The sequence below is a fragment of the Kribbella sp. CA-245084 genome (assembly GCF_050942355.1).
In the GTDB taxonomy this organism is placed as follows: Bacteria; Actinomycetota; Actinomycetes; order Propionibacteriales; family Kribbellaceae; genus Kribbella.
Genome location: NZ_CP192053.1, coordinates 6,048,424 through 6,073,254, shown reverse-complemented (window position 1 = coordinate 6,073,254; position 24,831 = coordinate 6,048,424). Strand labels below are relative to the sequence as shown.

The 24,831-nt window shown below is 65.0% G+C and carries 20 protein-coding genes; 14 read left to right on the top strand and 6 right to left on the bottom strand.

The annotated features are described in order from the left end of the window. Positions 1-71 precede the first annotated feature (71 nt). Positions 72-1,133, bottom strand: coding sequence for a LacI family DNA-binding transcriptional regulator (locus ACQPYH_RS28875; RefSeq protein ID WP_432877513.1), 1,062 nt, complete (start codon positions 1,131-1,133; stop codon positions 72-74). A gap of 174 nt (positions 1,134-1,307) precedes the next feature. Here ACQPYH_RS28875 and ACQPYH_RS28870 point away from each other — a divergent pair, with 174 nt between their 5' ends. The 6 genes from ACQPYH_RS28870 to ACQPYH_RS28845 all read left to right on the top strand — a co-directional run bounded on the left by ACQPYH_RS28870 (position 1,308) and on the right by ACQPYH_RS28845 (position 10,590). After that, entirely contained in the window at positions 1,308-3,116 is a 1,809-nt protein-coding gene (locus tag ACQPYH_RS28870) for a GH39 family glycosyl hydrolase (protein WP_432877510.1), read from the top strand. Then, positions 3,049-4,380: an ABC transporter substrate-binding protein gene (locus ACQPYH_RS28865; protein WP_432877508.1), complete on the top strand. Its 1,332-nt coding sequence runs from the start codon at positions 3,049-3,051 to the stop codon at positions 4,378-4,380. The genes ACQPYH_RS28870 and ACQPYH_RS28865 overlap by 68 nt, the downstream gene beginning before the upstream one ends. A gap of 4 nt (positions 4,381-4,384) precedes the next feature. Next, positions 4,385-5,317 (top strand): carbohydrate ABC transporter permease, encoded by a 933-nt coding sequence (locus ACQPYH_RS28860; protein ID WP_432877506.1) that lies wholly within the window; start codon positions 4,385-4,387, stop codon positions 5,315-5,317. Beyond that, positions 5,314-6,249: a carbohydrate ABC transporter permease gene (locus tag ACQPYH_RS28855; RefSeq protein ID WP_432877503.1), complete on the top strand. Its 936-nt coding sequence runs from the start codon at positions 5,314-5,316 to the stop codon at positions 6,247-6,249. The genes ACQPYH_RS28860 and ACQPYH_RS28855 overlap by 4 nt, the downstream gene beginning before the upstream one ends. Before the next feature lie 65 nt (positions 6,250-6,314). Next, on the top strand, positions 6,315-9,830 hold the full coding sequence (locus ACQPYH_RS28850) for a putative Ig domain-containing protein (protein ID WP_432877500.1): 3,516 nt from the start codon (positions 6,315-6,317) through the stop codon (positions 9,828-9,830). Positions 9,831-9,963: 133 nt separating this feature from the next. Continuing rightward, on the top strand, positions 9,964-10,590 hold the full coding sequence (locus tag ACQPYH_RS28845) for a hypothetical protein (protein WP_432877498.1): 627 nt from the start codon (positions 9,964-9,966) through the stop codon (positions 10,588-10,590). A gap of 65 nt (positions 10,591-10,655) precedes the next feature. On the opposite strand, the gene ACQPYH_RS28840 is transcribed toward ACQPYH_RS28845, so the two are convergent. Together ACQPYH_RS28840 and ACQPYH_RS28835 are read right to left on the bottom strand one after the other, a co-directional pair. After that, entirely contained in the window at positions 10,656-11,117 is a 462-nt protein-coding gene (locus ACQPYH_RS28840; RefSeq protein WP_432877496.1) for a glutathione peroxidase, read from the bottom strand. Positions 11,118-11,147: 30 nt separating this feature from the next. Beyond that, the gene (locus tag ACQPYH_RS28835; protein ID WP_432877493.1) at positions 11,148-12,740 is read right to left on the bottom strand and encodes an MDR family MFS transporter; all 1,593 of its coding nucleotides are present in this window, start codon (positions 12,738-12,740) and stop codon (positions 11,148-11,150) included. A 100-nt stretch (positions 12,741-12,840) separates the two neighbouring features. Between ACQPYH_RS28835 and ACQPYH_RS28830 the strand changes: the two genes are divergently transcribed. Beyond that, entirely contained in the window at positions 12,841-13,446 is a 606-nt protein-coding gene (locus ACQPYH_RS28830) for a TetR/AcrR family transcriptional regulator (RefSeq protein WP_432877491.1), read from the top strand. Then, on the top strand, positions 13,443-14,228 hold the full coding sequence (locus tag ACQPYH_RS28825) for a GTP pyrophosphokinase (RefSeq protein WP_432877489.1): 786 nt from the start codon (positions 13,443-13,445) through the stop codon (positions 14,226-14,228). Before ACQPYH_RS28830 ends, ACQPYH_RS28825 begins: the two co-directional genes overlap by 4 nt. A gap of 21 nt (positions 14,229-14,249) precedes the next feature. Here ACQPYH_RS28825 and ACQPYH_RS28820 read toward each other — a convergent pair whose 3' ends face one another. Beyond that, positions 14,250-14,930 carry an SDR family NAD(P)-dependent oxidoreductase gene (locus tag ACQPYH_RS28820; protein WP_432877486.1) on the bottom strand — a complete coding sequence of 227 codons (681 nt, stop codon included), beginning with the start codon at positions 14,928-14,930 and terminating at the stop codon, positions 14,250-14,252. Between the two features lie 30 nt (positions 14,931-14,960). Beyond that, positions 14,961-15,893 (bottom strand): NADP-dependent oxidoreductase, encoded by a 933-nt coding sequence (locus ACQPYH_RS28815; RefSeq protein WP_432877484.1) that lies wholly within the window; start codon positions 15,891-15,893, stop codon positions 14,961-14,963. A gap of 100 nt (positions 15,894-15,993) precedes the next feature. Here ACQPYH_RS28815 and ACQPYH_RS28810 point away from each other — a divergent pair, with 100 nt between their 5' ends. Then, a complete protein-coding gene (locus tag ACQPYH_RS28810; RefSeq protein WP_432877482.1) occupies positions 15,994-16,653 on the top strand; it encodes a TetR/AcrR family transcriptional regulator in 660 nt (219 codons plus the stop codon). 32 nt (positions 16,654-16,685) lie between these two features. Here ACQPYH_RS28810 and ACQPYH_RS28805 read toward each other — a convergent pair whose 3' ends face one another. After that, entirely contained in the window at positions 16,686-17,174 is a 489-nt protein-coding gene (locus ACQPYH_RS28805; protein ID WP_432877479.1) for a MarR family winged helix-turn-helix transcriptional regulator, read from the bottom strand. A 137-nt stretch (positions 17,175-17,311) separates the two neighbouring features. Here ACQPYH_RS28805 and ACQPYH_RS28800 point away from each other — a divergent pair, with 137 nt between their 5' ends. The 5 genes from ACQPYH_RS28800 to ACQPYH_RS28780 all read left to right on the top strand — a co-directional run bounded on the left by ACQPYH_RS28800 (position 17,312) and on the right by ACQPYH_RS28780 (position 24,804). Next, positions 17,312-20,449, top strand: a complete 3,138-nt coding sequence (locus ACQPYH_RS28800) for an efflux RND transporter permease subunit (RefSeq protein WP_432877476.1) — start codon at positions 17,312-17,314, stop codon at positions 20,447-20,449. A 266-nt stretch (positions 20,450-20,715) separates the two neighbouring features. Next, a complete protein-coding gene (locus ACQPYH_RS28795) occupies positions 20,716-21,045 on the top strand; it encodes a hypothetical protein (protein ID WP_432877473.1) in 330 nt (109 codons plus the stop codon). Continuing rightward, the gene (locus ACQPYH_RS28790; protein WP_432877470.1) at positions 21,029-22,378 is read left to right on the top strand and encodes a hypothetical protein; all 1,350 of its coding nucleotides are present in this window, start codon (positions 21,029-21,031) and stop codon (positions 22,376-22,378) included. Before ACQPYH_RS28795 ends, ACQPYH_RS28790 begins: the two co-directional genes overlap by 17 nt. A gap of 483 nt (positions 22,379-22,861) precedes the next feature. Continuing rightward, positions 22,862-23,743, top strand: coding sequence for a hypothetical protein (locus tag ACQPYH_RS28785; protein WP_432877468.1), 882 nt, complete (start codon positions 22,862-22,864; stop codon positions 23,741-23,743). Next, positions 23,740-24,804 (top strand): toprim domain-containing protein, encoded by a 1,065-nt coding sequence (locus ACQPYH_RS28780; protein WP_432877466.1) that lies wholly within the window; start codon positions 23,740-23,742, stop codon positions 24,802-24,804. Before ACQPYH_RS28785 ends, ACQPYH_RS28780 begins: the two co-directional genes overlap by 4 nt. Positions 24,805-24,831 lie beyond the last annotated feature (27 nt).

The window sequence follows — 24,831 nt, the reverse complement described above, 5'->3', positions numbered from 1 at the left end:
TCAGAAGCGTTCGTACCAACCCGCGGCATATCGTGATTGCCTGCGTGGCCTGCTGGACCAGGTCGGTGGACCTAGCTCGTCCGGCCCGTGGTGGGTTGCACGGGTGCCGGCGGCGGAGGTGCTGTGGATGATCGGATCAGCAGTTCGCCCATGAGTTCGATCGTCCCCGGGGCATCCTCCGGACTCTCTGTCAGGTGGCTGACCGCGGCCCGGGCCATCGCCTCGACCGGCTGACTGAGTGTCGTCAGGGGTGGACTGGCCAGCTCACACTCGATCGTGCCGTCGAAGCCGATCACGGAGACGTCGTCAGGGATGTGGTAGCCCTGGTGCGCCAGGAGGCCCATACCGGCGACGGCCATCCGGTCCGAGGCGTAGACGATCGCCGTGAACTCGACACCGGAGTTGATCAGAGCGGCAGTGGCCTGCAACCCACCCGATCCGGTGAAGTTTCCATGGCCGACCAGGAGCGGGTCGTAGGCGAGCTGCGCCTCCTCTAATGCGTGCCGGTAGCCCGCGTGGCGTTGATCTGACTCGATTGAGGTTGCCAATCCGAGGATGAGTGCGATCTTCGTATGGCCGAGATCGATCAGGTGCTGGGTCGCACGGCGTTCCGCCTCGTAGTTGGAGACGCGCAAGCCGACCACGCCGGTGGGTTGCTGGTGTGCGTCGATGACCACGCATGGCAGCCCGTTGGCCCTGAAATAGTCGAGTTGGGTCGTGGTGAACTCGGTCATCACCCCGATCACACCCGTCGTGCCCCGCCGTGCCAACTGAGCGAGCCATTGCTGCTCCGGGTACAGCCGATGAGCGCGGCCGACGAGTGACGTGACCACCATCGAGAGCGCATGCGGCCTGCAGGCCTCATCAAGTGCGGTGAGCCATCGTGAGGCCCAGCCCGTGCCGATCTCCGTCACGACGACGTCGACCAGCGCTGCACCCAGCAGGCTCGACTGATGTCCACCCGTCGCACCCCGTGGGTAGCCGAGTTGATCGAGGACCGTGCCGACCCGCTCCCGCGTCTCGGCCGACACACCCGGCCGGGCCCGCAACACCTTCGAAACAGTTGGCACCGAGACCCCTGCCCGGCGGGCGACCGCCGCCAACGTCGGGTGGGTGATCCGATCGTTCGGCACCGTCGAAGTATAGGCCCGTCACCCGCGTCGCCGCCTCGGAGCACACCCCGGGCGGACCTCGTGACGACGGAAACTTTTCGCTACTGGATCCGGGTCTTGTTGCATTGAGGTTTCGGCGCTGAAAACCCACTATTACGCACGGCGCTGGTCGCCGATCCACATTCACGAGGGTGTGTGCGGAGCCGGACGGTGGAAGGACGCGGAATGACGATTGGGGCCTCGCAAGAGGAACTCACACAGCAGTCGAATGAGCACGCGAACAATGACGCATTGCCTCTTGTCTTGACGGTTGAGGCGCGGGCGGCAGGGCGGGTTCTGGACCCGTACTGGCGTCGGGTCGTCGGGGCGGGCAGGGCGGCCGAGGCGTTACGCGCCGACTGGCAACAGCATCTCCGACTCGTGCGCCAACACTGCGGATTCGAATATGTGCGCTTTCATGGACTGTTCCACGACGACATGTTCGTCTATCGCACGGCACCCGACGGATCGCCGGTCTACACATTCCAATATGTCGACTCCGTATTCGACGCGTTGCTCGACAGCGGTGTTCGTCCTTTTGTCGAGTTCGGGTTCAGTCCACGCGATCTGGCCCGGGAAAAGGAGACAGTCTTCTGGTGGGGCGGGCACGGATCGCCACCGGTCGATCTGGAGCGCTGGGCAGATCTTGTTTCGGAGATCTGCCGGCACTGGATCGCTCGCTACGGCACGGCAGAGGTTCGCCAATGGTTGTTCGAGGTCTGGAACGAGCCGAATCTCGCGCCGTTCTTCCGCGGTACGAAGAGCGAGTACTTCGCGTTGTACGCCGCGACTGCACGAGCGGTGAAGGAGGTCGATCCGCTGCTCCGGATCGGTGGACCGTCGACCTCCAACTTCGTCCCGGACCGCCGGTTCGCAGGCGAGACCGAGGACATCAGCCAGCACACCATCGCCGGCGCGGCCTCGCTCGACACCATGGACTTCCAGCCGGTCTGGATCGAAGACTTCCTGCGTTACGCGCAGGAGCACGGGTTGCCGGTGGACTTCGTCTCCTGCCATCCGTATCCGACCGACTGGGCATTGGACCGACACGGGCAAGGGGCCCAGCAGACCAGGGGCGTGGACGCGACGCCTCGTGATCTGCAGCGATTGCGTGCATTGATCGACGACTGTGCCTTTCCTGCCGCGGAGATCCATCTCACCGAATGGAGCAGTTCGTCGTCATCGCGGGATCACGCGCACGATCAGTTGCCCGCGGCAACGTTCGTCGTACGGTCGGTGCTCGAGGGGGCAGGCCAGGTCGACTCGCTCGCCTACTGGACCTTCACCGATGTCTTCGAGGAGGAGGGGGCCGGCGAAGAACTCTTCCACGGCGGTTTCGGGATGGTGACCCTGAGCGGGGTCGTGAAACCGACGTTCCATGCCTTCCGCATGCTGAACGCGCTCGGGCCGGAGGAGGTCGCTCGGACGCCAGGCGCAATCGCGACACGTCATGAGGGCGGAGGTATCGCTGTCCTTGCCTATCACTACCCGAGCGCGGAGCAACGCAGTGTCCCGGCCTCCTTCGACGGGCGCGAGACAGCTGATCGCACCGCCGCGCTGGGAACTCCCCGACCGTTCCGGTTGCAGGTCACTGACCTGCCCGCGGGCGTGGAAGTGCAGCTCGATCTCCTCGATGCGGTGAGTGGCAACGCACTTGAGGCGTGGCGCAGGCTCGGTGCACCCCCGCGACCGGATCGCTCCCAATTGAACGAGTTACGGATCGCAGCGATGGCAACCCGGCGATGGACGTGCCGCACCGATCCGGACGGGCGACTCGATCTCAGCCTGGAGCTTCCACCGTGGAGCGTGCTGCTGGTCACGACCGACGCGACGGCGGGTGGCCAGGTTCCCGCTTGTGAGGACAGCGTTTCTACTACTCACCCCAAGGAGGGGTCCCATGAACCGCAGACAGGCCGCACTGGCCTCCGTGACCGCTGTGCTGCTGTCGATCTCGGTCCTCAGTAGTTGCTCGGACGGCACGAAGGCGGCCAAGGCGAGCGGTCCGGTCACCGTCGAGCTCTGGGGCTGGGGGGAAGCCAAAACCGTCGACCCGGTGGTCACGAAGTTCAACGCGACCCACACCGACGTCCAACTCAAGTTCGTCAAGCAGGCCGACAATCCCGGCACACAACAGAATCTGCGCAACGCGGTTGCCGCCCAGCAGAACGTTCCCTGCCTCGTGCAGAACTTCGGTGAGGCGCCGTCACTCGCTGCCGAGGCACTGGTCGACGACATCAGCGCGGATCTGGATCCGTACATCAAGCAAGGCCTGTTCGCCCAGTCGGCGCTCCCCGCTGCGCAGGCCGGCGGCAAGTACTACGCTGTGCCCGGCGGCTCGACGCCGGCGTTCATGATCATCAACCGCAAGGCGTACGACAAGTATGGAGTCACGGTTCCCAAGACCTGGGACGAGATGATCGCGGCCGGCAAGGTGTTCAAGCAGCACGGCATCTATGTGATGAACCTCGCCGGCGAAGACCCGAGCACGCTGATCAACCTGGTCCAGCAGGCCGGCGGCACCTGGTACCGGATCGACGGAGACAAGTGGAAGGTCGATTTCCTGTCGCCCGAGTCCCTGAAGGCGGCCGCCGTCGTCCGGCAGCTCATCGACGACGACCTCGTGGCCCATCAGACCTACACCGACAAGCCCGCGCTGATCAGCTACTTCGACTCCGGCAAGATGGTCTCGCTGCCCACTTCGACCTGGCAGTTGGCTTCCTATGAACTGCAGTACAAGAAGTCGCTGGGCGACTGGGAAGCGGTTGATCTGCCGCAGTTCACCGGCGCCACGCAGTTCGTCACTCCTATGCACGCCCCTGGCAGCGGCCTGATCGTCCCCAAGGGCTGCGCGCATGTGAAGGAGGCCGTTGAGGCCGGTGTCTGGCTGAACACCTCCAAGGACGCCATCAACGCCTCCTATCAGCAGGACACCGGACAGTACACCTGGCCGGGCGCAATCCCGGACCCTTCCCCGTGGGTCGACTCAGTACTGCCGAACAAGCTCTTCGGCACCTACAAAGCCGAGGCCAGCGGCGTGATCCTGAAGGCCGCGAAGAGTGGCACGGACACCTGGGTGGCAGGTCCTGACTACACCGGCATGTTCGCCGAACTCCAGGACCAGTGGGCGAAGGTGGTCAGCAAGAAGACCACCATGCAGGCGGCGCTGGAGCACATGCAGGAGTGGACGGTGGCCGACCTGAAGAGCAAGCACATCAACGTGGAGGGCTGACGCCATGGCGTCCGTCACCACCCTCGTGCATGCGGCGACGCCGAGGCTGCCGTGGAAGCAGGTCATGGCGCTCAAGGGAGCGTCCTTCACCGTCCCCTTCTTCCTCGGGTTCGCCCTGTTCACTCTGGCTCCCATCGTGCTCGCATTGCGCGAGAGCCTCTACAGCAAGGAGAGTTCAGGGCTCGGGCTCGGCGCGCCGACGACCAAGTTCAGCGGCGTTGCCAACTTCACCCGGGGTTTCCAGGACACCGCGTTCTGGGCCGCGATGCTGCGAGTCGCCCTCTTCGCGGCGGTCGCCATCCCGACGATCATGCTGCTCAGCCTGGCGATGGCGCTGCTGCTGGACACGCTCTCGAGTCGCCTGGCCGGACGATTCCGGGTGCCGTTGCTCATTCCCTACATGATTCCCGGCATCGTCGCCGTACTGATCTGGATCTACCTCTACAGCCCGGTCGTGGGCCCACTGACCCCCTTCTTCCACCTCTTCGGGATCAACGCTGACTTCTACAGCGGCAGCATGATCTGGATCTCCATCGGAAACCTGCTGGCCTGGAGCGGCATCGGCTTCAACATGCTCATCGTCTACTCGGCACTGCAGGCGGTGCCTCGCGAGATCTTCGACAGCGCCAGGGTGGACGGCGCCTCCGAATGGCGGATCGCCCGGTCGATCAAGATCCCACTGGTCCGTCGGTCATTGGTCCTGATCACCGTGCTCAGCATCATCGGCACGCTGCAGATCTTCAGCGACCCGATGCTGTTCCGGACCATGACACCGGAGACCGTGACCCGCGGCTTCACACCGATCATGGCGATCTACGACTGGGCTTTCCAGCAGGGCGAGTTCAACTACGCCGCCGCCCTGTCCATCATCCTCGCAGCTGTGGTCGGCACAGTCTCGGCCGTCTTCTACAAGGTCTCCAACAGGGCCCCGGTATGACGTCGACACTCCAACCGCCGCCCACCGCCGCCGAGCCGCGCGACCACGTCCGGGCGCGGACGCCCCGCCGGGAAACCGGACCCGGAGCCGTCCGGCACGGTCGCCGTACGAAGGTCCTACTGCTGACCGGTCTAACCTTTTTCACCGTCTACGCCCTCGCCCCGGTGTGGTGGCTGATCGTCGCGGCCACCAAGGACCAGAGTGACCTTTACACCACCAGCGGCCTGTGGTTCGCACACTTCAGCCTCGGCGACAACCTGCACCAGCTGTTCACCTATCAGGACGGCGTCTTCCTGCGCTGGATGGGCAATACCGTCGTCTACGGTCTGGTCAGCACCACCGGCATGACGATGATCTGCGTCGCCTGCGGATACGGGCTCGCGATGTACCAGTTCCGTGGCCGGGGCGTCCTCATGGGCTGCATCATCGGTTCCTTCCTCGTGCCCGGCGCGCTGCTCACCATTCCTTCCTTCCTCCTCTACAGCGATCTCCACCTGATAGACACTCCGTGGGCGATCATCGTGCCAGGCTGCTTCAACTCCTTCTCCGTCTACCTCGCGAAGGTGTACGCCGAAGGCGCCGTCCCACCCGAGTTGCTCGAGGCCGCGCGGATCGACGGTGCGGGGGAGTACCGCATCTTCTTCCGGATCGGCTGCCGACTGATGTCGACCGGAGCTGCCACCATCTTCCTGCTGGGCTTCGTCGCCAGCTGGAACAACTTCTTCGGACCGCTGATCTTCTTGCGCAGCCAAAGCCGATGGACCGTCATGCTCGGCCTCTACTCGTGGCTCAGGGTCAAGACGGACAGCTCCACCGACCTGACCGGGATGGTCGTCGTCGGTTCGATCATCTCGCTGCTGCCGATGGTGATCCTGATGATCTCCCTGCAGCGCTACTGGCGCTCCGGAATCACGCTGGGAAGTTTCAAATAGCGGCGCTCCGACTGACGCGCCGTACCCGCTGTCCAAGCCTCACTACCGCAAGGAGATGCACAGTCATGCCTCCAAACAGAAGCAGGGTGGCTGGAGTTGTCACCGCCCTGCTAGCCATGCTCGTCCCGTTCCTCACCCTGCCGAACGCGTCCGCCGAGGCCTCCGATTCCGCCGCAACGTCTCCAGGTGGCGACAGCGGGCTGATGACCGACACACTTGTCGCCATCAACGGCACGACCAGCAGCGCGGGCTTCATCCACCCCGGGATCGGCGTCACGGCAGCCAATCTCGTGAACGCCAGGAAGGAGGTGCGGGCAGGGGTCGAACCGTGGAAGAGCTCCTTCGACGCGATGAACGCGTCGGCGTACGCGTCGAGGACGCTGGTGTCGCGGAACGCCAGTCCGATGCTGGACCAGCCGTCGGACCCGTCCTTCACGTCGCAGGGGACGGAGTCGAAGCTCATTGCGGACTCGGCGGGTGCGTACGCCCAGGCCATTGACTACGTCATGACCGGCGACAATATCTACCGCGCCAACGCGATGAAGATCATCCGGATCTGGAGCAACATGGATCCGGCCCGGTACGCGTACTACGCGGACGCCCAGATCCACTCCGGTGTCCCGCTCTACCGGCTACTGTCGGCTGCCGAGCTCCTCCGCTACACCAGCTACGACGCCGGGTACACCGACTACGACCTCGCTTGGCACGACTCCGACACCGCCAAACTCACCACGAATCTCATCGACCCGATGACCAAGGTGTTCCTCTACAAGAACACCAACTACTACAACCAGCACACGTATCCGCTGATCGGTGCTCTGGCCGGCTACATCTTCACCGACAACCGCGCACGGTACAACGAGGGCGTCGAGTGGTTCACCGTGAACGCGACCACCACCAAGCCGGAGCAGAACGGCGCGCTCGCGGCGATCTTCCCGCTCATCTCGAAGAACGACCCCCTCAATCCGTACGGGTACTCCTTCGTCCAGCACCAGGAGATGGGCCGGGATCAGGCGCATTCCGGCGGCGACGTCGACTGCCTGGCCGGGCTCGCCCGGATCGTGAGCATGCAGGGCACGAAAGTGGATCCCGTTCACGGCACGGTGTCCACTGCGGCCAATGCGGTCGACCCGTACCGCTTCCGCGACAACCGGCTGCTGGCCGGCGCCAACGCGTTCGCGAAGTACATGCTCGGTTATGACACGCCCTGGATCGACACCAGCGGAGGCCCGGGAGCCATCTCACCGGCCTACCGCGGCCGGATGTTCTACCTGACCGAAATCAACGAGATCTACAACACCTACAAGTACGTCGAGCACGTGAACGTCGAGGCCGAGGCGCCATATCTGGCGAAGGCCCATGAACAGGCGCCCGGCCCGCTGTTCTACACGGGCACGACGCTGAACAATTTCTGGAGCACCGTCGACACGGGACCTGAGTACTGGCTGTCCTTCCCGCACCAGCTTGCAGGGCAGGCGCCTCCCACCGCGGCAGACGGCAACGTGCAGGTCGAGCAACGTGGCGTGACCCTCGGGTCCGGCACGGTCATGAGGACCTCTGGAGGCAGGACGTACGCCGAGATGCACGCCTCCGCCAAGGGCACCACTCTCGTCGTGCACGACCTGGCCTATGCCGACCAGTCCAAGTACAGCCCGGTCGGACTGATGATCCGCACGAATGCCTCGTCCGTACGGCTGGCGGTGGCCAAGGACCAGCACACGCAGGCCTTCCACACCATGACGCTGCCCAACACCCACGGCGCCTGGCGCTACGTCACCTACGACGTCTCGAACGCTGCCGTGCAACCAAACCGCATGGGCGACAACATCGGGTACTACACGGTGACCGGCCCCAAGGGCGCGACGGCCGACGTCGACTACGTCAACACGTCCGTGGGCCAGCAATTCACGCCGCCGGCCTTCCCGCAGGGGCAAACCGCAGACGTCATCGGCGTCGCCAATGAACCCTTGACCGCATCCTTCGCGGCAACCGACGCCAACACTGCGGACACCGTCAGCTATACCGCCGAGGGACTGCCCGCCGGGGCACAACTCGACCCGGCCACCGGTGCCTTCACCTGGACACCGACCAAGAAGCAGTCCGGAACCCACCGGTTCGTCGTCGTCGCCGACGATGGCACCATCGACACGGTACTCGAAGTCACCGTCCACGCCGAGCGCGACCGGCAGGGCGCCTACCAGCAGGCGCTGACCGGATACGACAGCAAGCAGACGTACACAACTGCGTCATTGGCAGCATTCACCAAGGTGGCTGACCAGGTGGAAGCCTCCATCCCCACCGCGAGCGACGCGGATTTCATCGCCTCACTGGCCACCCTTCAGGCTTCCATCCGCGCACTGCAACTTCTCAACCCCGTGCTGGCAGACGACGGCAGTCTGGCCTACCCGTCCCTGGTGACCTCCAGCCTCAGCCCGCTCAGCCTCTCTAGCATGGTCGATGGCGACTACAACACCACCTCCGGAGACCTCAGAGCACCCTTCTCCATCGACTTCGGCATCGGCTACCGGGTCTCGGCCACGGCCTTCGGCCTCCAGGCCCGCTACAACTTCCCGAACCGCTCCCAAGGCGCCAATGTTTATGGCTCCAACGACGGCCAGACGTGGACGCTGCTCACCTCACGGGAGACGACGGACACGACTTCCTCGAACTTCGCCATCGAGACCATCCCGGTCCGGTCCGAGGTGCAGGGTCAGTCGTTCCGGTTCTTCAAGGTGCAGGTCGACGATCCAGGGGTGCCGAACGACCCCGCGTATCCAGGACTCTCGTCCTTCAGCGAATTTCGCATCCACGGAACCCGGGCCGAGACGGTCCAGGCCGTCTCGTCGGTGCACCTCTCATCGAACAACCCTGTCGCCGGCCAGGCCGTGAACGGTGACACAGTGGCGCTCGACCTGGCGTCCACGCAACCGCTGGCCACGCTGAACGCCAGCATCGAGGGTGTCTCCGCGACGGTCACCAACACCGACAACGAACACTGGCACGCCACGGCGGTGCTGCCGGAGAACGTGGACTACGGCCGCGCCCTGCAGTTCACGGCCGAATACACGACCACCGACGGCCGGATCGGCGCGACGGTCTTCCAGACCACCGACGGATCCTCGTTGCAGCTGTGGAACACCCATGTGAAGGTCGCCGGCATCTCCCAGGCATGGGTCGACGCGTCCACTCCGGCGTGGCCTGGCACGGGCACCACGGCCGCCAACGGGTGGCGGATGTTCGACGGAGACATCACCACCTCCACCGACACCACCACCTCGAACGGCTGGGTGACGGTCGTGCCGACGGATGGCTCCTCACTCTCGTTCGACGCCGTCCGGGTCCACGCCCGCAGCACCTACGCGAACCGGGCCAACGGGACGGTCCTGCAGGGGTCGACCGACGGCGGCGCCACTTGGCAGACGTTCCTGACTATCTCTGGCGTGACCAGCGACCAGCAGTGGTACACCTTCACGCTGCCGAAGCACGAGTCGGTGCCGATGCTGCGGGTCCTCGACGAGCACGGTGGCAACACCAACGTCGCCGAGGTCCAACTGCTGCAATTCGACCAACCTGCGTCGTAGCAGTAAAGACGTTCAGGCCCGACGGCCGCACCCTTCGCCCCTGGGCGGCACTCGCCGTCCAGCAACCCCAAGCGTTGTTAGGAGGCCACGAAGAACCCCCGAACCACACCTAACTCCTAAGGAGTGAACCACCATGGCCATCGGACGTATGAGGAGACTGTCCGCCTTCATCTGCCTGGCTGCTGTAGCAGCCTGGCTCTTCGCAGTACCAGCACAAGCCGCCGTCGCACTGCGCGAGCGACCAGCCGGTGCTCCGGTCGCAGCAGTCGGAGGAAACTGGTCCGCGCCGTGCTCAGGCTGTATCGGCGGGAAGTGGCTGCTGTTCTACTCCAATCAGTCGGTCACCCTCAGCGGCAAGGGATACTTCCAAGTCCGCTGGGAAGTTGCCTACTTCAACCGGGTCGGTCAATTGGTCATGCCGACCTGGACCGGTCAGACCGGAACACTCATCCACGTCGCCTCCGGTGGCGGTCATCGAATGGACGACCTGGTGCCGTCCAGCGCGACGACCGAACCCGGCCAGACCTGGATGGGCAGACCGTCCACGGGCTACGACACCCTGCCGGCCGGAACACCGATGATCTGGCAGAACGAGTTCTACTACCTCGACGGAACAGTCACGCTGACCAACAAGGAGGGCAGCGCCGACTACAACCTCGGCGTCGATGTCAAGTCCTACACCGATGTCTACAACGACATCAACCACGCACCGCAAAGCGGCACCAGCTGGATCCGCTATGGCGCCTCCTACGACCACTGACCAGCCCAATCGGAGCACCCCTGCGGTCCACGGCGCACCGACCGTGGACCGCAGGTGCCGAATGGTCAGCTCGCCGGGAGTGATGCCTCGATCAGTTGGAGGATCTCGGGTGCGTCGGGCTGGACTTTGGGGCGGAAGCGGTGCACCTGCCCTTGTGGGGTCAGCAGGAACTTCTCGAAGTTCCACGTCACCCGCCCGGCTTTGCCGGCGGCGTCGGGAGTCTTGGTCAGCTCGGCATAGAGGGGATGCCGGGACTTCCCGTTGACCTTGATCCGCTCGAACATGGGAAAGGTCACGCCCCAGGTGGTGGAGCAGTACTCCTTGATGGCGGCCTCTGTGCGCAGTTCCTGCAAGAACTGGTTACTGGGGAACCCGAGCACGGTGAATCCCCGGTCGCCGTAGGTCCGCTGGAGCTGTTCGAGCTTCTCGTACTGCGGGGCCAGACCGCACCGTGACGCCACGTTCACGATGAGCTTGACCGTCCCGCCGTACTCAGCAAGGTTTGTCACCTTGCCGTCGATCGTCATGATCGGAATCTGTTCTAGAGTCACGTCTGTTCAACTCCGTCCGGGCTCGGTTGATGGCTGTGCGTTCGAGTCGTCTGCTGTCGCCGGCGGTGCGGTGATGCTGCCTCGGAGGGCGACCTCGCGGATGAACAGTGCGGCGACGACGGCGAGTACGGCGACGGCTGCGGCCCAGAGGTAGGCGCTGGTGATGCCTTCGGCGACCGCTGCCTGGAAGGCGTTGCGGACGTTGGCGGGTAGGCCGCCGAGCATCGCCGGGGTCAGTTGGCCGTGGGTGAGTTGTGCGCCTTGATCGCCGCCGAGTCGCTCGGCGAGCACGTCTTGTACGTTGCGGGTGTAGAGGACGCCGAGCAGTGCGACTCCGAGCGATCCGCCGATTGTGCGGAAGAGGTTGTTGACGCCACTGGCGGCACCGAGGTCACGTTGGGCCACGCTGTTCTGCATCACGAGCATCGTGTTCTGCATCATCAGACCCATGCCGATTCCGAGCAGGACCATGAAGGCCGACGTCGTCACCCGGGTGGTGCCCAACCCCATTGTCGAGAGCAGCCCCAGGCCACCGGCCATCAGCAGTGCGCCCACGACCATCGGAACCTTGTAGCGACCGGTGCGTGACACGAACTGGCCGCCGATCACCGAGGTCACCAGCATGCCGGCCATCAGCGGCAGCAGGAGCAGTCCACTGCCGGTCGCCGACGCGCCTTGGACGAATTGCTGGAACTGCGGCAGATAGGTCACCGCACCGAACATCCCGAACCCGGTCAGGAAGGTCATCAGTGTTGCAGCGGTGAAGTTGCGGCTGCGGAACAGGCCCAGGGAGAGAATGGGTTCGGCCACGCGACGCTCGACCTGAAGGAACGCGATGGTCGCGACCACGGCGAGCACGCCCAGACCGATGATCTGCCACGATCCCCACGCATATTGGCTGCCGCCCCAGGTCGTCAGCAGTGTCAGCCCGGCGATCGCGACGGCCAACAGACCTGCGCCCAGCCAGTCGACCTTGGCGTCTCGCCGGTACCGCGGCAGGTGCATCGTGAACCAGATGACGACCAGGGCCAGCGCCCCCAGCGGAAGGTTGATGTAGAACGCCCAGCGCCAGCTCAGGTTGTCGGTGAGGAAACCGCCGAGCAGCGGGCCGCCGATGAAGGCCAGCGGCATCACCGCGGCCATCAGCCCCTGGTAGCGGCCGCGGTCCCGAGGCGGCACCAGATCGCCGATGATCGCCATCGCGCCGACCATCAGGCCACCCGCGCCGATTCCCTGAATGCCCCGGAAGCCGATCAGTCCCACCATGTTCTGTGAGAGGCCGGCCAGCGCCGAACCCAGCAGGAACACGGCGATCGAGGCCATGAACACGCCCTTGCGGCCGTAGAGATCGCCCAGCTTGGCCCACACCGGCGTCGTCACGGCGGTCGTGAGTGCGTAGGCCGTCACCACCCAGGACAGGTGCTCCAGTCCGCCCAGTTCGCCGACGATCGTCGGCATCGCCGTACCGACGATCAGGTTGTCCAGCATCGCCAGCAACATCGCGATCATCAGACCGCTCATCACGGTGTAGATCTCACGCTTGCTGGGCGCGCTCGCCGGCGGCGCTTCGATCGCCGCTGGATCGCTCACTTTGTCCATCTCGTCTCCCGCTCCAACGCTGCCGACCGATTCGAGAAGCAAACTTACTTGCCGACAGGCTAGCATCTTCAACTAGCCAGCTGGCAAGTAAGGTGGGTTCATGGTCAGTCACATCGATGAGCGGCGTACCGATACCCGGCAGCAGATCCGGGCGGTGGCGCTGGAGTTGTTCGCCGAGCGTGGCTACGGCCAGACGTCCTTGCGGGAGATCGCCGAACGGCTCGGCGTCACGAAGGCCGCCGTCTACTACCACTACCGGACCAAGGAAGACATCCTGTCGAGCCTGCTCGACGAGCTGATTGCGGGCGTCGACCGCATCATCGAGTGCGGGCAGGCACAGCCATCCGGGCCTGAGCGGCGGCGCGAGGTGCTCGAGCGATACAGCGAAATGCTGACCGATACATTCGAGGAGGCTCCGCGGCTCGTCCGCTTTCTTCAGGAGAGCCAGACCTCGATCAAGGATCTGGCCGCCGGCGCAGGGATGCGAGAGCGATTCCACCGGCTCAGGGCCCTGCTGATCGAACCGGATGCCGCCGTCGAGGATGAGATCCGTGCACAGGTCGCCCTGCTCGCCTTGCACGTCGGCGCGTTCCCTCTCGCCGGCACAGAGGACGTCGTCGAGACCGACCGCGCCGACCGGGGCGCCGCTGCACTGCGTGTCGCCCTGGCGGTAGTCAACGGCGACGAGCCGGTGAGCCGCGGATGAGATCCTGGGAGGGCTCGCAGGCACCGGGCGGCGAACTACCCGGCCTAGCACCAACGGTCAGCATCGAGGACATTCGGGTTCTGCGTGGGCAGTTCACCGATTTCATGCTGGGTTACAAGTTCGCGGTGGACGAGATTGTCACCAAGATCAACATCCTGCGCGAGGACTTCAACAATGCGAACGAGTACAACCCGATCGAACACATCAACTCGCGGCTGAAGTCGCCGGAGAGCGTGCTGGAGAAGGTGCAGCGTAAGAACTACGCGATGAATCTGGGCAGCATCCGCGACAACGTGCTCGACGTCGCCGGCGTCCGGGTGATCTGCAGCTTCATCTCCGACATCGCCAAGATCCGGGACATGCTGGTCAGCCAGGAGGACATCACGGTCCTGGAGGAGCGCGACTACATCGCCCAGCCCAAGCCGAACGGTTACCGCAGCCTCCACCTCATCGTCTCGATCCCGGTGTTCAGATCGACGCGCACCGACAAGCTCCCGGTCGAGATCCAGATCCGTACCATCGCGATGGACTTCTGGGCCAGCCTGGAACACAAGATCTACTACAAGTACCGCGGTGAGGTGCCGTCCAACTTGCAGACCGAGCTGACCCAGGCGGCTGAGGTGGCCACCGAACTCGACGAGAAGATGGAAGGCCTCCATCGCCTCGTCAACCAGACCGGACAGAACGGCGCCCGGCCGGGTCCGGCTGAATCGCTGGACCTGACCGGGCTGTACGAGAACATCGCCGTCTTCGGAACGTCGCCCCGCCCGGCGCGCGGTTGACGACGGGCCAAGCGCGGCGAGTCAGGTGGCCATGGGCACTGAGTACAGGTGTTCGGCTTCGTCGCGCTCGGTGTAGAGGTCCCAGTAGAGGTGGGCGATCGTGTCCGGCTGGGATTCTGGGCCGCCGCGGCCGATCCAGACCGACAGCGGCACATGAGCGACGTACACGCCCTTGTCGGCGAGCACCTGGTTCAGGTTGAGTGCCCAGTTCCGCAGGGCCGCGCCTGCGGGGCCGACGTTGCCCATCATCGGCACCGGGCCAGTCGAGGACGCGCCGGTGGTGAACAGCAGGGTCCCCGAGCCGCGTTCGATCATCGCGGGCAGCACCTGCTGTACGGCCGTGATGGCGCCGTGGAGGTAGAAGTCGATCTGTGGCTGCATGTTCTCGACGGTGACCTGCAGCGGGTCGACCATCGTGACACCGGGGACGGGGTCGTGCGGCGCGGGGGAGTACTCCAGTACGTCGATGTCGCCGTACCGGTCCTTGATGCGGCCGAGGGCATCGACGAGCGACGGACGATCCATCAGATCGGCGGCGAAGCCGGCGGCGTCGATGTCGAGCGTCTTCAGTTCGGAGGTGAGCCGGTCGAGCTTCTCCTGGGATCGCGAGACGAGCGCGACCTGGAAGCCGTTGCGGCCGAAGGTTTTGGCGATGGACAGCCCCAACCCGGGACCTGCGCCGACGATGGCGATGGTGGACATGCTGTTACCTGATTCCTTTGGGTCAGACGGTCAGTCGAAGGTGACGGCCAGCTTGCCGATGCTGCCGGCGGCGAAATCGGTCAGCGCCTGCGGCACCTCGGCCAGCGAGTAGGAGCGGGTGACCGGCACCCGCAGCCGGCCGGCGACTGTGTCGGCAGCGAGCTGGTCAAGTGTCTCGACGTCGGGGTTGGCCATCACCGCGGTCACCGCGATGTCGGCGCGGGCCGCAGCGTCAGGGCCGAAGCCGAGCGTCGAGGCCAGTCGGCCACCGGTGGCCAGCAGCGGCACCAGCCCCGACCCATCACCGGCGAAGTGCAAGACGGCATTGACACCGTCCGGGGCGAGCCGGCGTACCTGCGCGGCCACGTCGCCGGTGTAGTCGACGGTCTGTGCCGCGCCGAGATCGCGGACGAAGTCGGTCTCGGCGCCCGGCTTGGCGGTCGCGATGATCTCTGCACCACTCGCGGCCAGCATCTGCACGGCGTAAGCACCGACGCCGCCGGTCGCCCCGGCAACGAGCACGGTCTCGCCTTTGGTCGGGGCGACTGCCGCGACCGCGTTGAACGCCGCCGTCGCGGCCAGCCCGAGTGCACCCGCGGTTGCCGCGCTCAGACCCGCGGGCGGCCGGGTGACGCAGTTGTTCTCCTCAACGCAGAGGTACTCACCGAAGCCACCGTCGCCCAGGTAAGGCTTCATCACCACACCGAAGACCTCGTCGCCGACGGTGAACCGCGATGCCTGGTCGCCGACTGCCTCGACCACACCGGCGAAATCCTTGCCGAGCACGACCGGGAAACGGTGGTCCATCATCCCTTGGAGCATGCTCCCGGCGACCGCGACGTCAAACCCGTTGATTGACGACGCACTGACCCGGACGAGCACCTCCCCGGTCTCCGGCTGCGGCTTCGGCAGGTCAGCCAAAGCCGCCAGAGCCCCGAAATCATCGATCACGACAGCCCGCATAGCGACACCTCTCAACATGAAACGGAGGACTTCGTCCATTTAGCTCGAGCGTAGCAGGTATGTGGAGGACTTCCTCCACATACCTGCCTAGGATGGAACCATGAGCGATGACTGCGGAAAGGCATTGCGTGCCGACGCCGAACGCAATCGGCAGCGCCTGCTCGTGGCCGCGCGGGAGGTGTTCGCCGAACGGGGTCTGGATGTTCCGATCGAGGAGGTCGCGCGTCATGCCGGTGTTGGGGTCGCCACGCTCTACCGGCGATTTCCCAGCCGCGCCGACCTGATCGCCGGCGCCTTCGAGGCCAAGATGGCCGGCTACGCCGACGCAGCCGCCGAAGCGTTGGCCGAGCCTGACCCGTGGGTCGGTTTCTGCCGCTACGTCGAGCAGGTCTGCGCCATGCAGGCCGAAGACCGCGCGTTCGCCAACGTGCTCACCATGACCTTCCCGCTGGCGAAACGACTCGAGGCCGACCGTGCCCGCGCCTACCACGACTACGTCGAACTGATAGACCGCGCGAAAGCGGCCGGACGGCTGCGCGCGGACTTCAGTCCGGAGGACCTCGTGATGATGCTGATGGCCAACGCAGGCGTGGTCAGCTGCACGACCGGCGCCGCGCCAGACGCGTGGCGCCGGCTCGTCGCCTACCTGATCCAAGCCTTCGCCGCACCGGGCGCCGCCGCCTTACCACCCGCGCCGAGCCCTCAGGCTATGTACCGCGCCTTGCTGCGCCTACAGCACCCGTCGCCCCGGAAAGAGTAAGCCTCTTCGGCGCGACCTGCACATCAGGGCGCTCAGTCGGCGGCGTTCCCGGTGGGGTCTTGGACACAGGGCGTCGATGGACCCATGGACTGGGCCAGATGCCTCATCTTCCGCAGGATCTTCCCCAGCGCGCGAAGCTCCTCGACCTCGAGCCCGCTCAGCAGTTGCCGGAAGTAGGCACTGCTCGATTCCACCAGATCGTCCATCAACTTGCGGCCCTGTTCGGAGAGCTCGATCCGGCGGACGCGCCGATCGTCGGGGTCTTCGCGCCGACGCACCATGCCCTGCGCGACGAGGCGGTCGATGATCCCACTCGTGGTCGCCGGGCTCACCCCGAGTGCGGCGGTGAGTTCCTGGCTGGAGCGGCTGTCCTGCGCGTTCAGCAGCGAAAGAATCTTCAGCTGTTGCATGGTCAGGTTCAACCGGAGTACCGGGGGTGTCCGCCCGCTGTCTGTGAACCGGGAGAAACCGCGCTGGAACTCGACCAGTTCATCGATCAGCTGCGCCTTGTCCTGCTGCACCCGATCTCCTTGTCTGAGCGTGCGTGACGATGCTCTCGCACCGGCCCTCAAGGGACGTTAACACCCCGGCTCCGGGGAGATAGTTCGCATGATGCAAACTGTTTGTGTCGTGCTACCTATCTGACACGGAGTCACCCATGACCTGGCTGGCCAGGATGAGCCTCGCCAACCGATCACTGGTCGCCCTCGCGGCGCTGGTGGTCATCGTGTTCGGCGCCATCGCAGTCCCCTCCCTCAAACAGGAGCTCTTTCCCTCCCTGGAGTTTCCTGCGGCCACTGTCGTCGCCTCCTATCCGGGAGCATCACCCGACCTCGTTGAAGAACAGGTGACGAAACCGCTGGAGGGCGTGATCCAGGGCACCGGCGGGCTGTCCACCATGACGTCGACTTCGCGCGAAGGGTCTGCCTCGGTGCAGATCCAGTTCGAGTACGGCACGGACGTCGACGGCGCGGTCAACGAGATCCAGCAGGGACTGAACCGCGTCCGCCCCCAGTTGCCTGCCGACGTGGAGCCGGAGGTCGTCGTGGGCAGCATCGACGCACTGCCGGCGGTGATCCTCGCCGCGAGCGCGGACGGCGACCAGCGTCAGCTTGTGCAGCGCCTCGAAAGCAGCGTGGTGCCGGAGCTCAAGAGTATCGACGGGGTGCGCGACGCAGCCGTGACCGGAGCCCGCGACGAGAATGTCACCATCAAGCCCGATCCCGCGAAACTCGCGGCGGCGCGTCTCACGCCGTCAGCAATCTCAACCGCCTTGAGCGCTAACGGGGTCTCGATTCCCGCGGGGTCCATCACCGACGGCAACCAGACTCTGAGCGTCCAGGTCGGCGGTCCGATCACCTCGCTGGATCAGCTGAAGGGCCTCTTTCTGACGTCGCCTTCGGGCGCCCCCGTCCGGCTCGACGCGGTCGCGACTGTGACGCAGGTGCCGGCCCCAGCCACCTCGATCACCCGGACGAACGGCAAGGACAGCCTCGGCGTATCGGTGACGCTCGCACCGAATGGAACCGCTGTCGACGTCTCGCACGCGATCAAGGACAAGCTGCCCGGGATGACCACTGCGCTCGGCGCCGGCGGCGCGCTCACCGTCGTGTTCGACCAAGCTCCGTTCATCGAGCAGTCCGTCGACGGACTGACCACCGAGGGACTGCTCGGCCTCGCGTTCGCGGTCCTGGTGATCCTGATCTTCTTGATGTCGGTCCGCTCGACGCTGGTTACCGCGGTATCCATCCCGCTGTCGGTCCTCGTGGCATTGATCGCGTTGTGGGCGGGCGACGAGTCGCTGAACATCCTGACTCTCGGTGCGCTGACCATCGCCATCGGCCGGGTCGTCGACGACTCCATCGTGGTACTGGAAAACATCAAGCGACACCTCAGCTACGGGGAGGACAAACACCGCGCCGTGCTCGATGGCGTACGGGAGGTGGCAGGCGCAGTCACCGCCTCCACTCTCACAACGGTCGCCGTCTTCCTGCCCATCGCCCTTGTCGGGGGATTGGTCGGGCAGCTGTTTTCCTCGTTCGCGCTCACTGTCGCCGTGGCCTTGCTGGCCTCGTGGCTCGTGGCGCTGACCGTCATCCCCGTTCTCGCCTACTGGTTCCTCAAACCGACCGCAGTGGATGCCGATGCAGACGAACAGCATCGCGTCGCCGTCGAGAAAGAACAGCGGAGCATCCTGCAACGCGTATATCTCCCAGCTCTGCGGTTCGTCACCCGGCGACGCAAACTGACCGTTGCACTGGCCGTGCTCATCTTCCTCGGGACACTCGGATTGGTGCCGAAGCTGGAAACCAACTTTCTCGACAGCTCCGGGCAGAACACGCTGAGCGTGCACCAGGAGCTGCCCCCGGGTACCAGCTTGTCGGCTACCGACGCAGCGGCCAAGAAGGTCGAGACAGTGCTCGGCGCCGTCAGTGATGTCGAGTCGTATCAAGTCACCATCGGATCATCCGGTGGCGCCTTCGCCGGCTTCGGTGGCGCTTCTGGCGAGGCGACCACCGCGGAGTTCTCGATCACGCTGAAAGACGGCTCCGACTCCACCGCGGCGGAGTCCGCGGTCCGCGAACGTGTCAAAGGAATCACCGATGCCGGCACGATCACCGTCGGGGCGGGTGGCGGAGGCGGGGGGTTCAATACCAGCAGCCTGGAAGTGAACGTGCAGGCCGGCGACCAGCAAACGCTCGCCGCCGCGGCCGATCAGGTACGCCGGGCGGTCGCGAGCGTCCCTGGCACGGCAGACGTGACCAGCGACCTCAGCGAGAGCGCACCACGCATCCAGGCCACCCTGAACCGCGAAGCTGCGAGCCGCTACGGGCTGACCGACGCCATGGTCGGCCAAATCGTCGCACAGGCATTCCAAGGCAGCCGAGCAGGCCAGATCACCGTCGACGGCCAGCAACGCGCTGTCATCGTTCTCAACGGGGCACCAGCGCCGACCGACCTGGACCAGATCCGTGCACTGCAGCTACCGACTCCTGCCGGCCCGGTTCGGCTGGGCACCGTGGCCCAGGTAACCCGGGTCGACGGTCCTGTGCAAATCAAGCGGATCGACGGCGCCCGCACGGTGACCGTGAACGCCACGGCCACCAGCCAGAATGTCGGCGCGGTCACCAGCGACATGCAGTCACGCCTTGAAACACTGAAGCTTCCTGCCGGCGCGACCTACTCGCTCGGCGGGGTCAGCGCCCAGCAGTCGGGCTCGTTCGGTGACCTGGGAATCGCTCTCCTGATCGCAATCGCGATCGTCTTCTTGATCATGGTTGCCACGTTCCGGAGCCTTGCCCAGCCCCTGATCCTGCTGGTTTCCATTCCGTTCGCGGCAACCGGCGCACTCCTGTTGCTGCTCGCAACCGACACTGCTCTGGGCGTCCCCGCTCTGATCGGCATGCTGATGCTCATCGGCATCGTCGTTACGAACGCGATTGTCCTGATGGATCTCATCAATCAGTACCGCCGACAAGGCATGAGCGTGCACGACGCCGTACTCGAAGGTGGCAGGAGACGGCTGCGCCCGATCCTGATGACCGCGTCCGCCACCATCTGCGCCCTCATCCCCATGGCACTCGGTCTCACCGGAGGAGGCGGCTTCATCTCCCGGCCACTCGCGATCGTGGTCATCGGCGGGCTAATCAGTTCCACTCTGCTGACACTGCTACTTGTGCCGACCATCTACACCATCGTCGAGAGCGTCAAAGAGAAGTCTCAACTGAAGCGGGTACGCCGAGCCGAGCCACCAGCCAACGACCCGGTGCCTCCCGTCCCGGCCGACGCGCGATAACGCACCGGGACGCCTCGGCGGTCGACTGCGGCCCACTCCGCAGTCCCCGCCGAGGCGCCGGTATCGACGTACTGCGAGCCGGACCATCCGCGGTGCCAACCCGAGAACCTGTGCGTACCCGGCGACGGCGGAACCTCGCGAGAAGAATGACTGGCCACACCCCAGCGTCGTGGGTTTCCGGAGGCTCAGACCGTTGAGCTTGAGTCGTGTGACCTCTTTGCGCTGCGCGATGGGAGGTCATTGGGTCGTGAAGGAGGGACGTAGCTGTGAAGGTTTCGGATGGGTGGATGCCGATCGCTGATCTGGTGCGGACGGCTGAGGCGGTCATCGTGGCCCGGGAAGCCGAGGAGCCTAATGTCTGGGCGATGACGGCGTTCAGCCGGTTCCGGGTTGTGGAGTTGTTATCCGTGGAGCCGATGGCGTTGTACGGCCGGGATCTGGACCTCGATCCTGTTGTGCTCCTGGAGGAGGCGGCGACGGCCGTTGAGCAGCTGGTGGTGCCGGTTGAGCGGGTCGTTTGGCGGTTGTCGTTGGCGGCGGCGCTGCGGGATGCGATCGCTGACGTGCGGATGGTGTGCGGTGCGTGCGACGTATAAGGATCTCTTGGCGCTCGCTCGGCGGCGGGCGGTAGCGGCGTACAACTTGGCTTGCGTTGATGCCTCGGATTTGGTCGCTGGTTGGCGGGCGACGCTGTCGGCGACGCGGCATCATCTGCGGTGGCTGGGGGTCGAGTTGTCGACCGAGGACTTTGCGTGCGGGCTGGGAGAGCGGGGGGAGGGGCCGCTGTTCTTGCTCGCGGAAGCGCTGGGTGCTGGTGCGGATCTTTTGGCGACGCAGAACGGGAGCACCTGGGTCGCCATGGATGACGTCGAAGCGGTCGAAGCTGCTCGCGCTGAGGTCGCAGTTATCGCCGGGATAGGAGCTCGGGCGGTAATTACTGCGCTGGCCGCCGGGCGGATGAGGTCTAGGGCGGGCAGTGGGCTCTTGTACGAGCATGTCGTCAGTGTGCTTGGAGAGCTTGAAGCCCTGGGCGAGCCGGGCGTGTCCGAGATCGGTAGTCTCGGTGGATTGGCGACGCGCTTGCCGAGAGAACCGGTCGACGAGCTGTCGCGGATTTCCCGCTTGGCGGCGGCCTGGCAGGTGGCCCATGAGGCGACGTCGCCGCGGTCCTTGTTGACTCGGGATCTGCGGTCAACCACCGCGCAGCTGCGCACTGTTGCCGGCTACCTGATCCATCTCACCCGGGTCCTTCAGATGGTCGACGACTGTCAGCCGCAGGAATTGGCCTCGTTGGCAGAGAGCCTTCGCCGTTCGGCTGCGACAGAGGCGCAGGTCTCGCGGGGTTGGCAGACGCGGTTGTCCGACGTGAATGGCCGTTCCGACGGGCCAGCCGAGGATGCGTTCGTTCATCTTCTTGATGCATTGAAACGTTGGCTGTGTGAAGGGGACAGGCTCCGGCCACCTGATGAGATCGCTGGCAACGCGAACTCGGTCAAGATGCTCCGCGAGGTGGTTGATGAGATCGCTAACGCGGGCCATCGGGTCGCGAGTCATCACGAAGAGTCTGTTTGGTTCCTCATCCATGCTGGTTGCTTGTTCGTGCCCAAGTTCGAGCTCGCGAGGCGTGATCCTGAGTTCGACCGTCGGCCTTCGGTATGGCGGATGCGATACCCGCAGCCTTCCTGGTTGAGGACCGCGCGAGCCTCGTGCTTCGAGCAACTAACCTCCGCGCTGGCAGAAGCCGCAGGGCACTTTGCCGATGCCGCGCAGACCAGCCGTCGCCTCGCCGGAACCACCGAACAGCACCGACCGTTCGGCGCGAACTTCGCCACCGTGCCACGGGTTCTGCCACCACCTCAGTGGAACCACGTGCTCTTGGACGAGCTCGACCTGGCGATCTCTAACGAGGCCTCTAGCGTCGACCTTTGATCGACCTCTGTGTTTTAGGCCTGGGCTCGAAGGGATGTCGACTGCGCTCCTGGAAGTCCCGATCCGGGTTCCCGAGATCTTGTGCTGACCCGATCGTCGGGACATGGAGCAGCGATTCGATGTCTATGACGAGTTTGGCGACGGCGCGGCCGCGGGCAATCGGTTGCGGTGGTCTGTTGCGCGATTGATCCAACTGGTGGACGAAGCGATCGACTCAGCCGGCGCGGAGTTGGCGCGAGCCGGAGGGCTGTGGGACGGGGCGGCCGATCAGGCTGGGATGCGTAGGTCTGTGGGAGTGGGAGGGCGGCGGCGATCGCCGCTGGAGTCGTACGGGATCGACCTAGATTCTGACGACGCAGATCATGACGCCAGTTGTGAGTTGTCGTGATTTGCAGGGACTCCTGGAAGTTGTGATCCGGGTTCGATTGTGGGTGTTCGGACGGGATCTTCGAGGCCGGAATTGTTTCGGCTTTGGAGGTCTCGGTGAATGATCCTGGGTTTGCGATCGCGACGGAGGAGCGGCGTCGGTTGCTGGAGGCAAATGCTGCTGCCGCGCGGTTCTATCGGCGGGAGTTGCTTCGGGCAACGGGTGGTTGGCCGGTGGATTACCTGAAGGCGATGGGCGCCGAGCGGGTGCTGTCGACGGACTCGACCTGGAGGATCGGCTACGCGCCGGACACCTGGTCGAATCTTGTCGATCACCTGCGCTCGGAGGGCTTCAGCCACGCGACGATGGTGCGAGCGGGGTTGATGACATGGACCGCGGATGGAGACGCGACGGATCGCTACCGGGATCAGCTGATGCTCATCGCGCGGAACGACAAGTTGCTGCCGGTGGGGTTCATCGGGATCGGGCCGGACGGGCAGGCCCGTTCGCTGACTCCGGATACTGCGATCCACCGACCGTCGAATGTCCTGGTGGGAATCGAGGAGCAGTTGGACCTGCTGCGTGACGGCGCTTCTCCTGTGATTGTTGATGATCCGGTGGATGCGATCGCACTGGGCGAGCTTGGCGGCCAGTGGGCTGGTGTTCCCGTGTGTGGCAAAGGGTTGTCGACCGCGCAGGCGCGGATGCTGCGCAAGTTCAGCATGAGTGACACCGCGGTCGTGGTTGTCAGCGGCAACGACCAGGAGCAGAAGTTGAGCACCGGGTACATGCTCGATCTGGCTCTTCACTTCGACCGGGTTCGCGCCTTCGAGTTGCCGTGCAGTCTGAGGGAGTTCGTGTCGGTCGAGGACGGACGGGCGCAGTTGCTTGAGCTGTTGACCACGGAGTTCGTGACTGTGGTTCACCGATCTGGTGGTCGTGCCGCCGCCGATATGAGTCATGATCCGGAGCCGCCCGATCGTGGGCCGGAGCTGTGAAGGTTGAGCTGTTCGAGGTTCATGTCGAGGCGGCCGGCTACTACAGGCAACAACTGCAGGATCGGCCGAAGGGTTGGGCGGCGCAGCATCTGCGGGGCCGCGGTTTGGGTGCTGCCGCGGCGCCCGGCTCAGCTGGTTGGGTGGGGTACGCGCCCGATGGCTGGTCCCGGCTTGTCGGTCACCTGCGCCGGTGCGGATTCGCCGATGACGTGCTGGTCGGCTCTGGGCTGGCGTCTGTCACGAGGACCGGCTTTCTGATTGACCGGTTTCGGGACCGGATCATGTTTGCCGCGCATGACGTCGATCTGCGAACAGTCGGATTCATCGGTCGTTCTCGTGGCAACCGACTCAGGTATCTGAACACACCCACGACCGAGATCTACTCCAAGGCCTCAGCGCTGGTTGGCCTCGAGGGCCAGCAGGATCGGCTCAGCGCGGGCTCCATTCCAGTGTTCGTCGAGGGTCCGATGGACGCCCTCGCGGTCGACTTGTGTGGCGACGAGTGGGTTGGCGCGTCGTCGTGCGGTACCGCGATCACGCCCGAACAGGCATCGATCGTGCGACGGCATTCGGCGGCTGGCACAGCGATCGTCGGGTTCGATGGCGATCTTGGCGGTCAGATGGGAGCGGTGCGGAGTCTCGAGGTGTTGTCCGAGGTCTTCGACGAAGTTCTCTTCGCGCGGCTGCCGGATGAGTGGGACCCGGCTGCGCTGTATTCCGCGGACCCACGGCAGTTGCGCGTGGTGCTGAACTCCGCGCGCCCGCTGGCTGATTTCGCGATCGATGTCGAGCTCACGAAGTGGAGCAACGTGTTGGACCACCTCAGCGGCCAGGTGAACGCGGTACGGGCGGTGGCTCCGCTGGTGGCACGGCTTCCATCTGCGCGTATCGCGGGTGAGATCGCCCGCCTTGCGCGGGTTGTACATCTCGATGAGCAGGTGGTGTCGAACGAGGTGCTCGCGGCGGCCGGTCGCGTCCAGACATCTCGTGCTCGACGCCGTACCAGTGCGGACATCGTCGAGGCCGGCGCCGACCCGCCGGACTATTCCAGGAGTCCTTGATCCCGGAATCCAGGTTCTGGTTCGGGG

Coding starts and splice junctions, on each gene's coding strand:
- ACQPYH_RS28840 (WP_432877496.1), bottom strand. CDS start 11,117: ATGACGATCGACGGCAAGGTGACAAACCTTGCTGAGTACGGCGGGACG.
- ACQPYH_RS28850 (WP_432877500.1), top strand. CDS start 6,315: ATGCCTCCAAACAGAAGCAGGGTGGCTGGAGTTGTCACCGCCCTGCTA.
- ACQPYH_RS28835 (WP_432877493.1), bottom strand. CDS start 12,740: ATGGACAAAGTGAGCGATCCAGCGGCGATCGAAGCGCCGCCGGCGAGC.
- ACQPYH_RS28845 (WP_432877498.1), top strand. CDS start 9,964: ATGGCCATCGGACGTATGAGGAGACTGTCCGCCTTCATCTGCCTGGCT.
- ACQPYH_RS28820 (WP_432877486.1), bottom strand. CDS start 14,930: ATGTCCACCATCGCCATCGTCGGCGCAGGTCCCGGGTTGGGGCTGTCC.
- ACQPYH_RS28815 (WP_432877484.1), bottom strand. CDS start 15,893: ATGCGGGCTGTCGTGATCGATGATTTCGGGGCTCTGGCGGCTTTGGCT.
- ACQPYH_RS28825 (WP_432877489.1), top strand. CDS start 13,443: ATGAGATCCTGGGAGGGCTCGCAGGCACCGGGCGGCGAACTACCCGGC.
- ACQPYH_RS28865 (WP_432877508.1), top strand. CDS start 3,049: ATGAACCGCAGACAGGCCGCACTGGCCTCCGTGACCGCTGTGCTGCTG.
- ACQPYH_RS28855 (WP_432877503.1), top strand. CDS start 5,314: ATGACGTCGACACTCCAACCGCCGCCCACCGCCGCCGAGCCGCGCGAC.
- ACQPYH_RS28800 (WP_432877476.1), top strand. CDS start 17,312: ATGACCTGGCTGGCCAGGATGAGCCTCGCCAACCGATCACTGGTCGCC.
- ACQPYH_RS28810 (WP_432877482.1), top strand. CDS start 15,994: ATGAGCGATGACTGCGGAAAGGCATTGCGTGCCGACGCCGAACGCAAT.
- ACQPYH_RS28830 (WP_432877491.1), top strand. CDS start 12,841: ATGGTCAGTCACATCGATGAGCGGCGTACCGATACCCGGCAGCAGATC.
- ACQPYH_RS28860 (WP_432877506.1), top strand. CDS start 4,385: ATGGCGTCCGTCACCACCCTCGTGCATGCGGCGACGCCGAGGCTGCCG.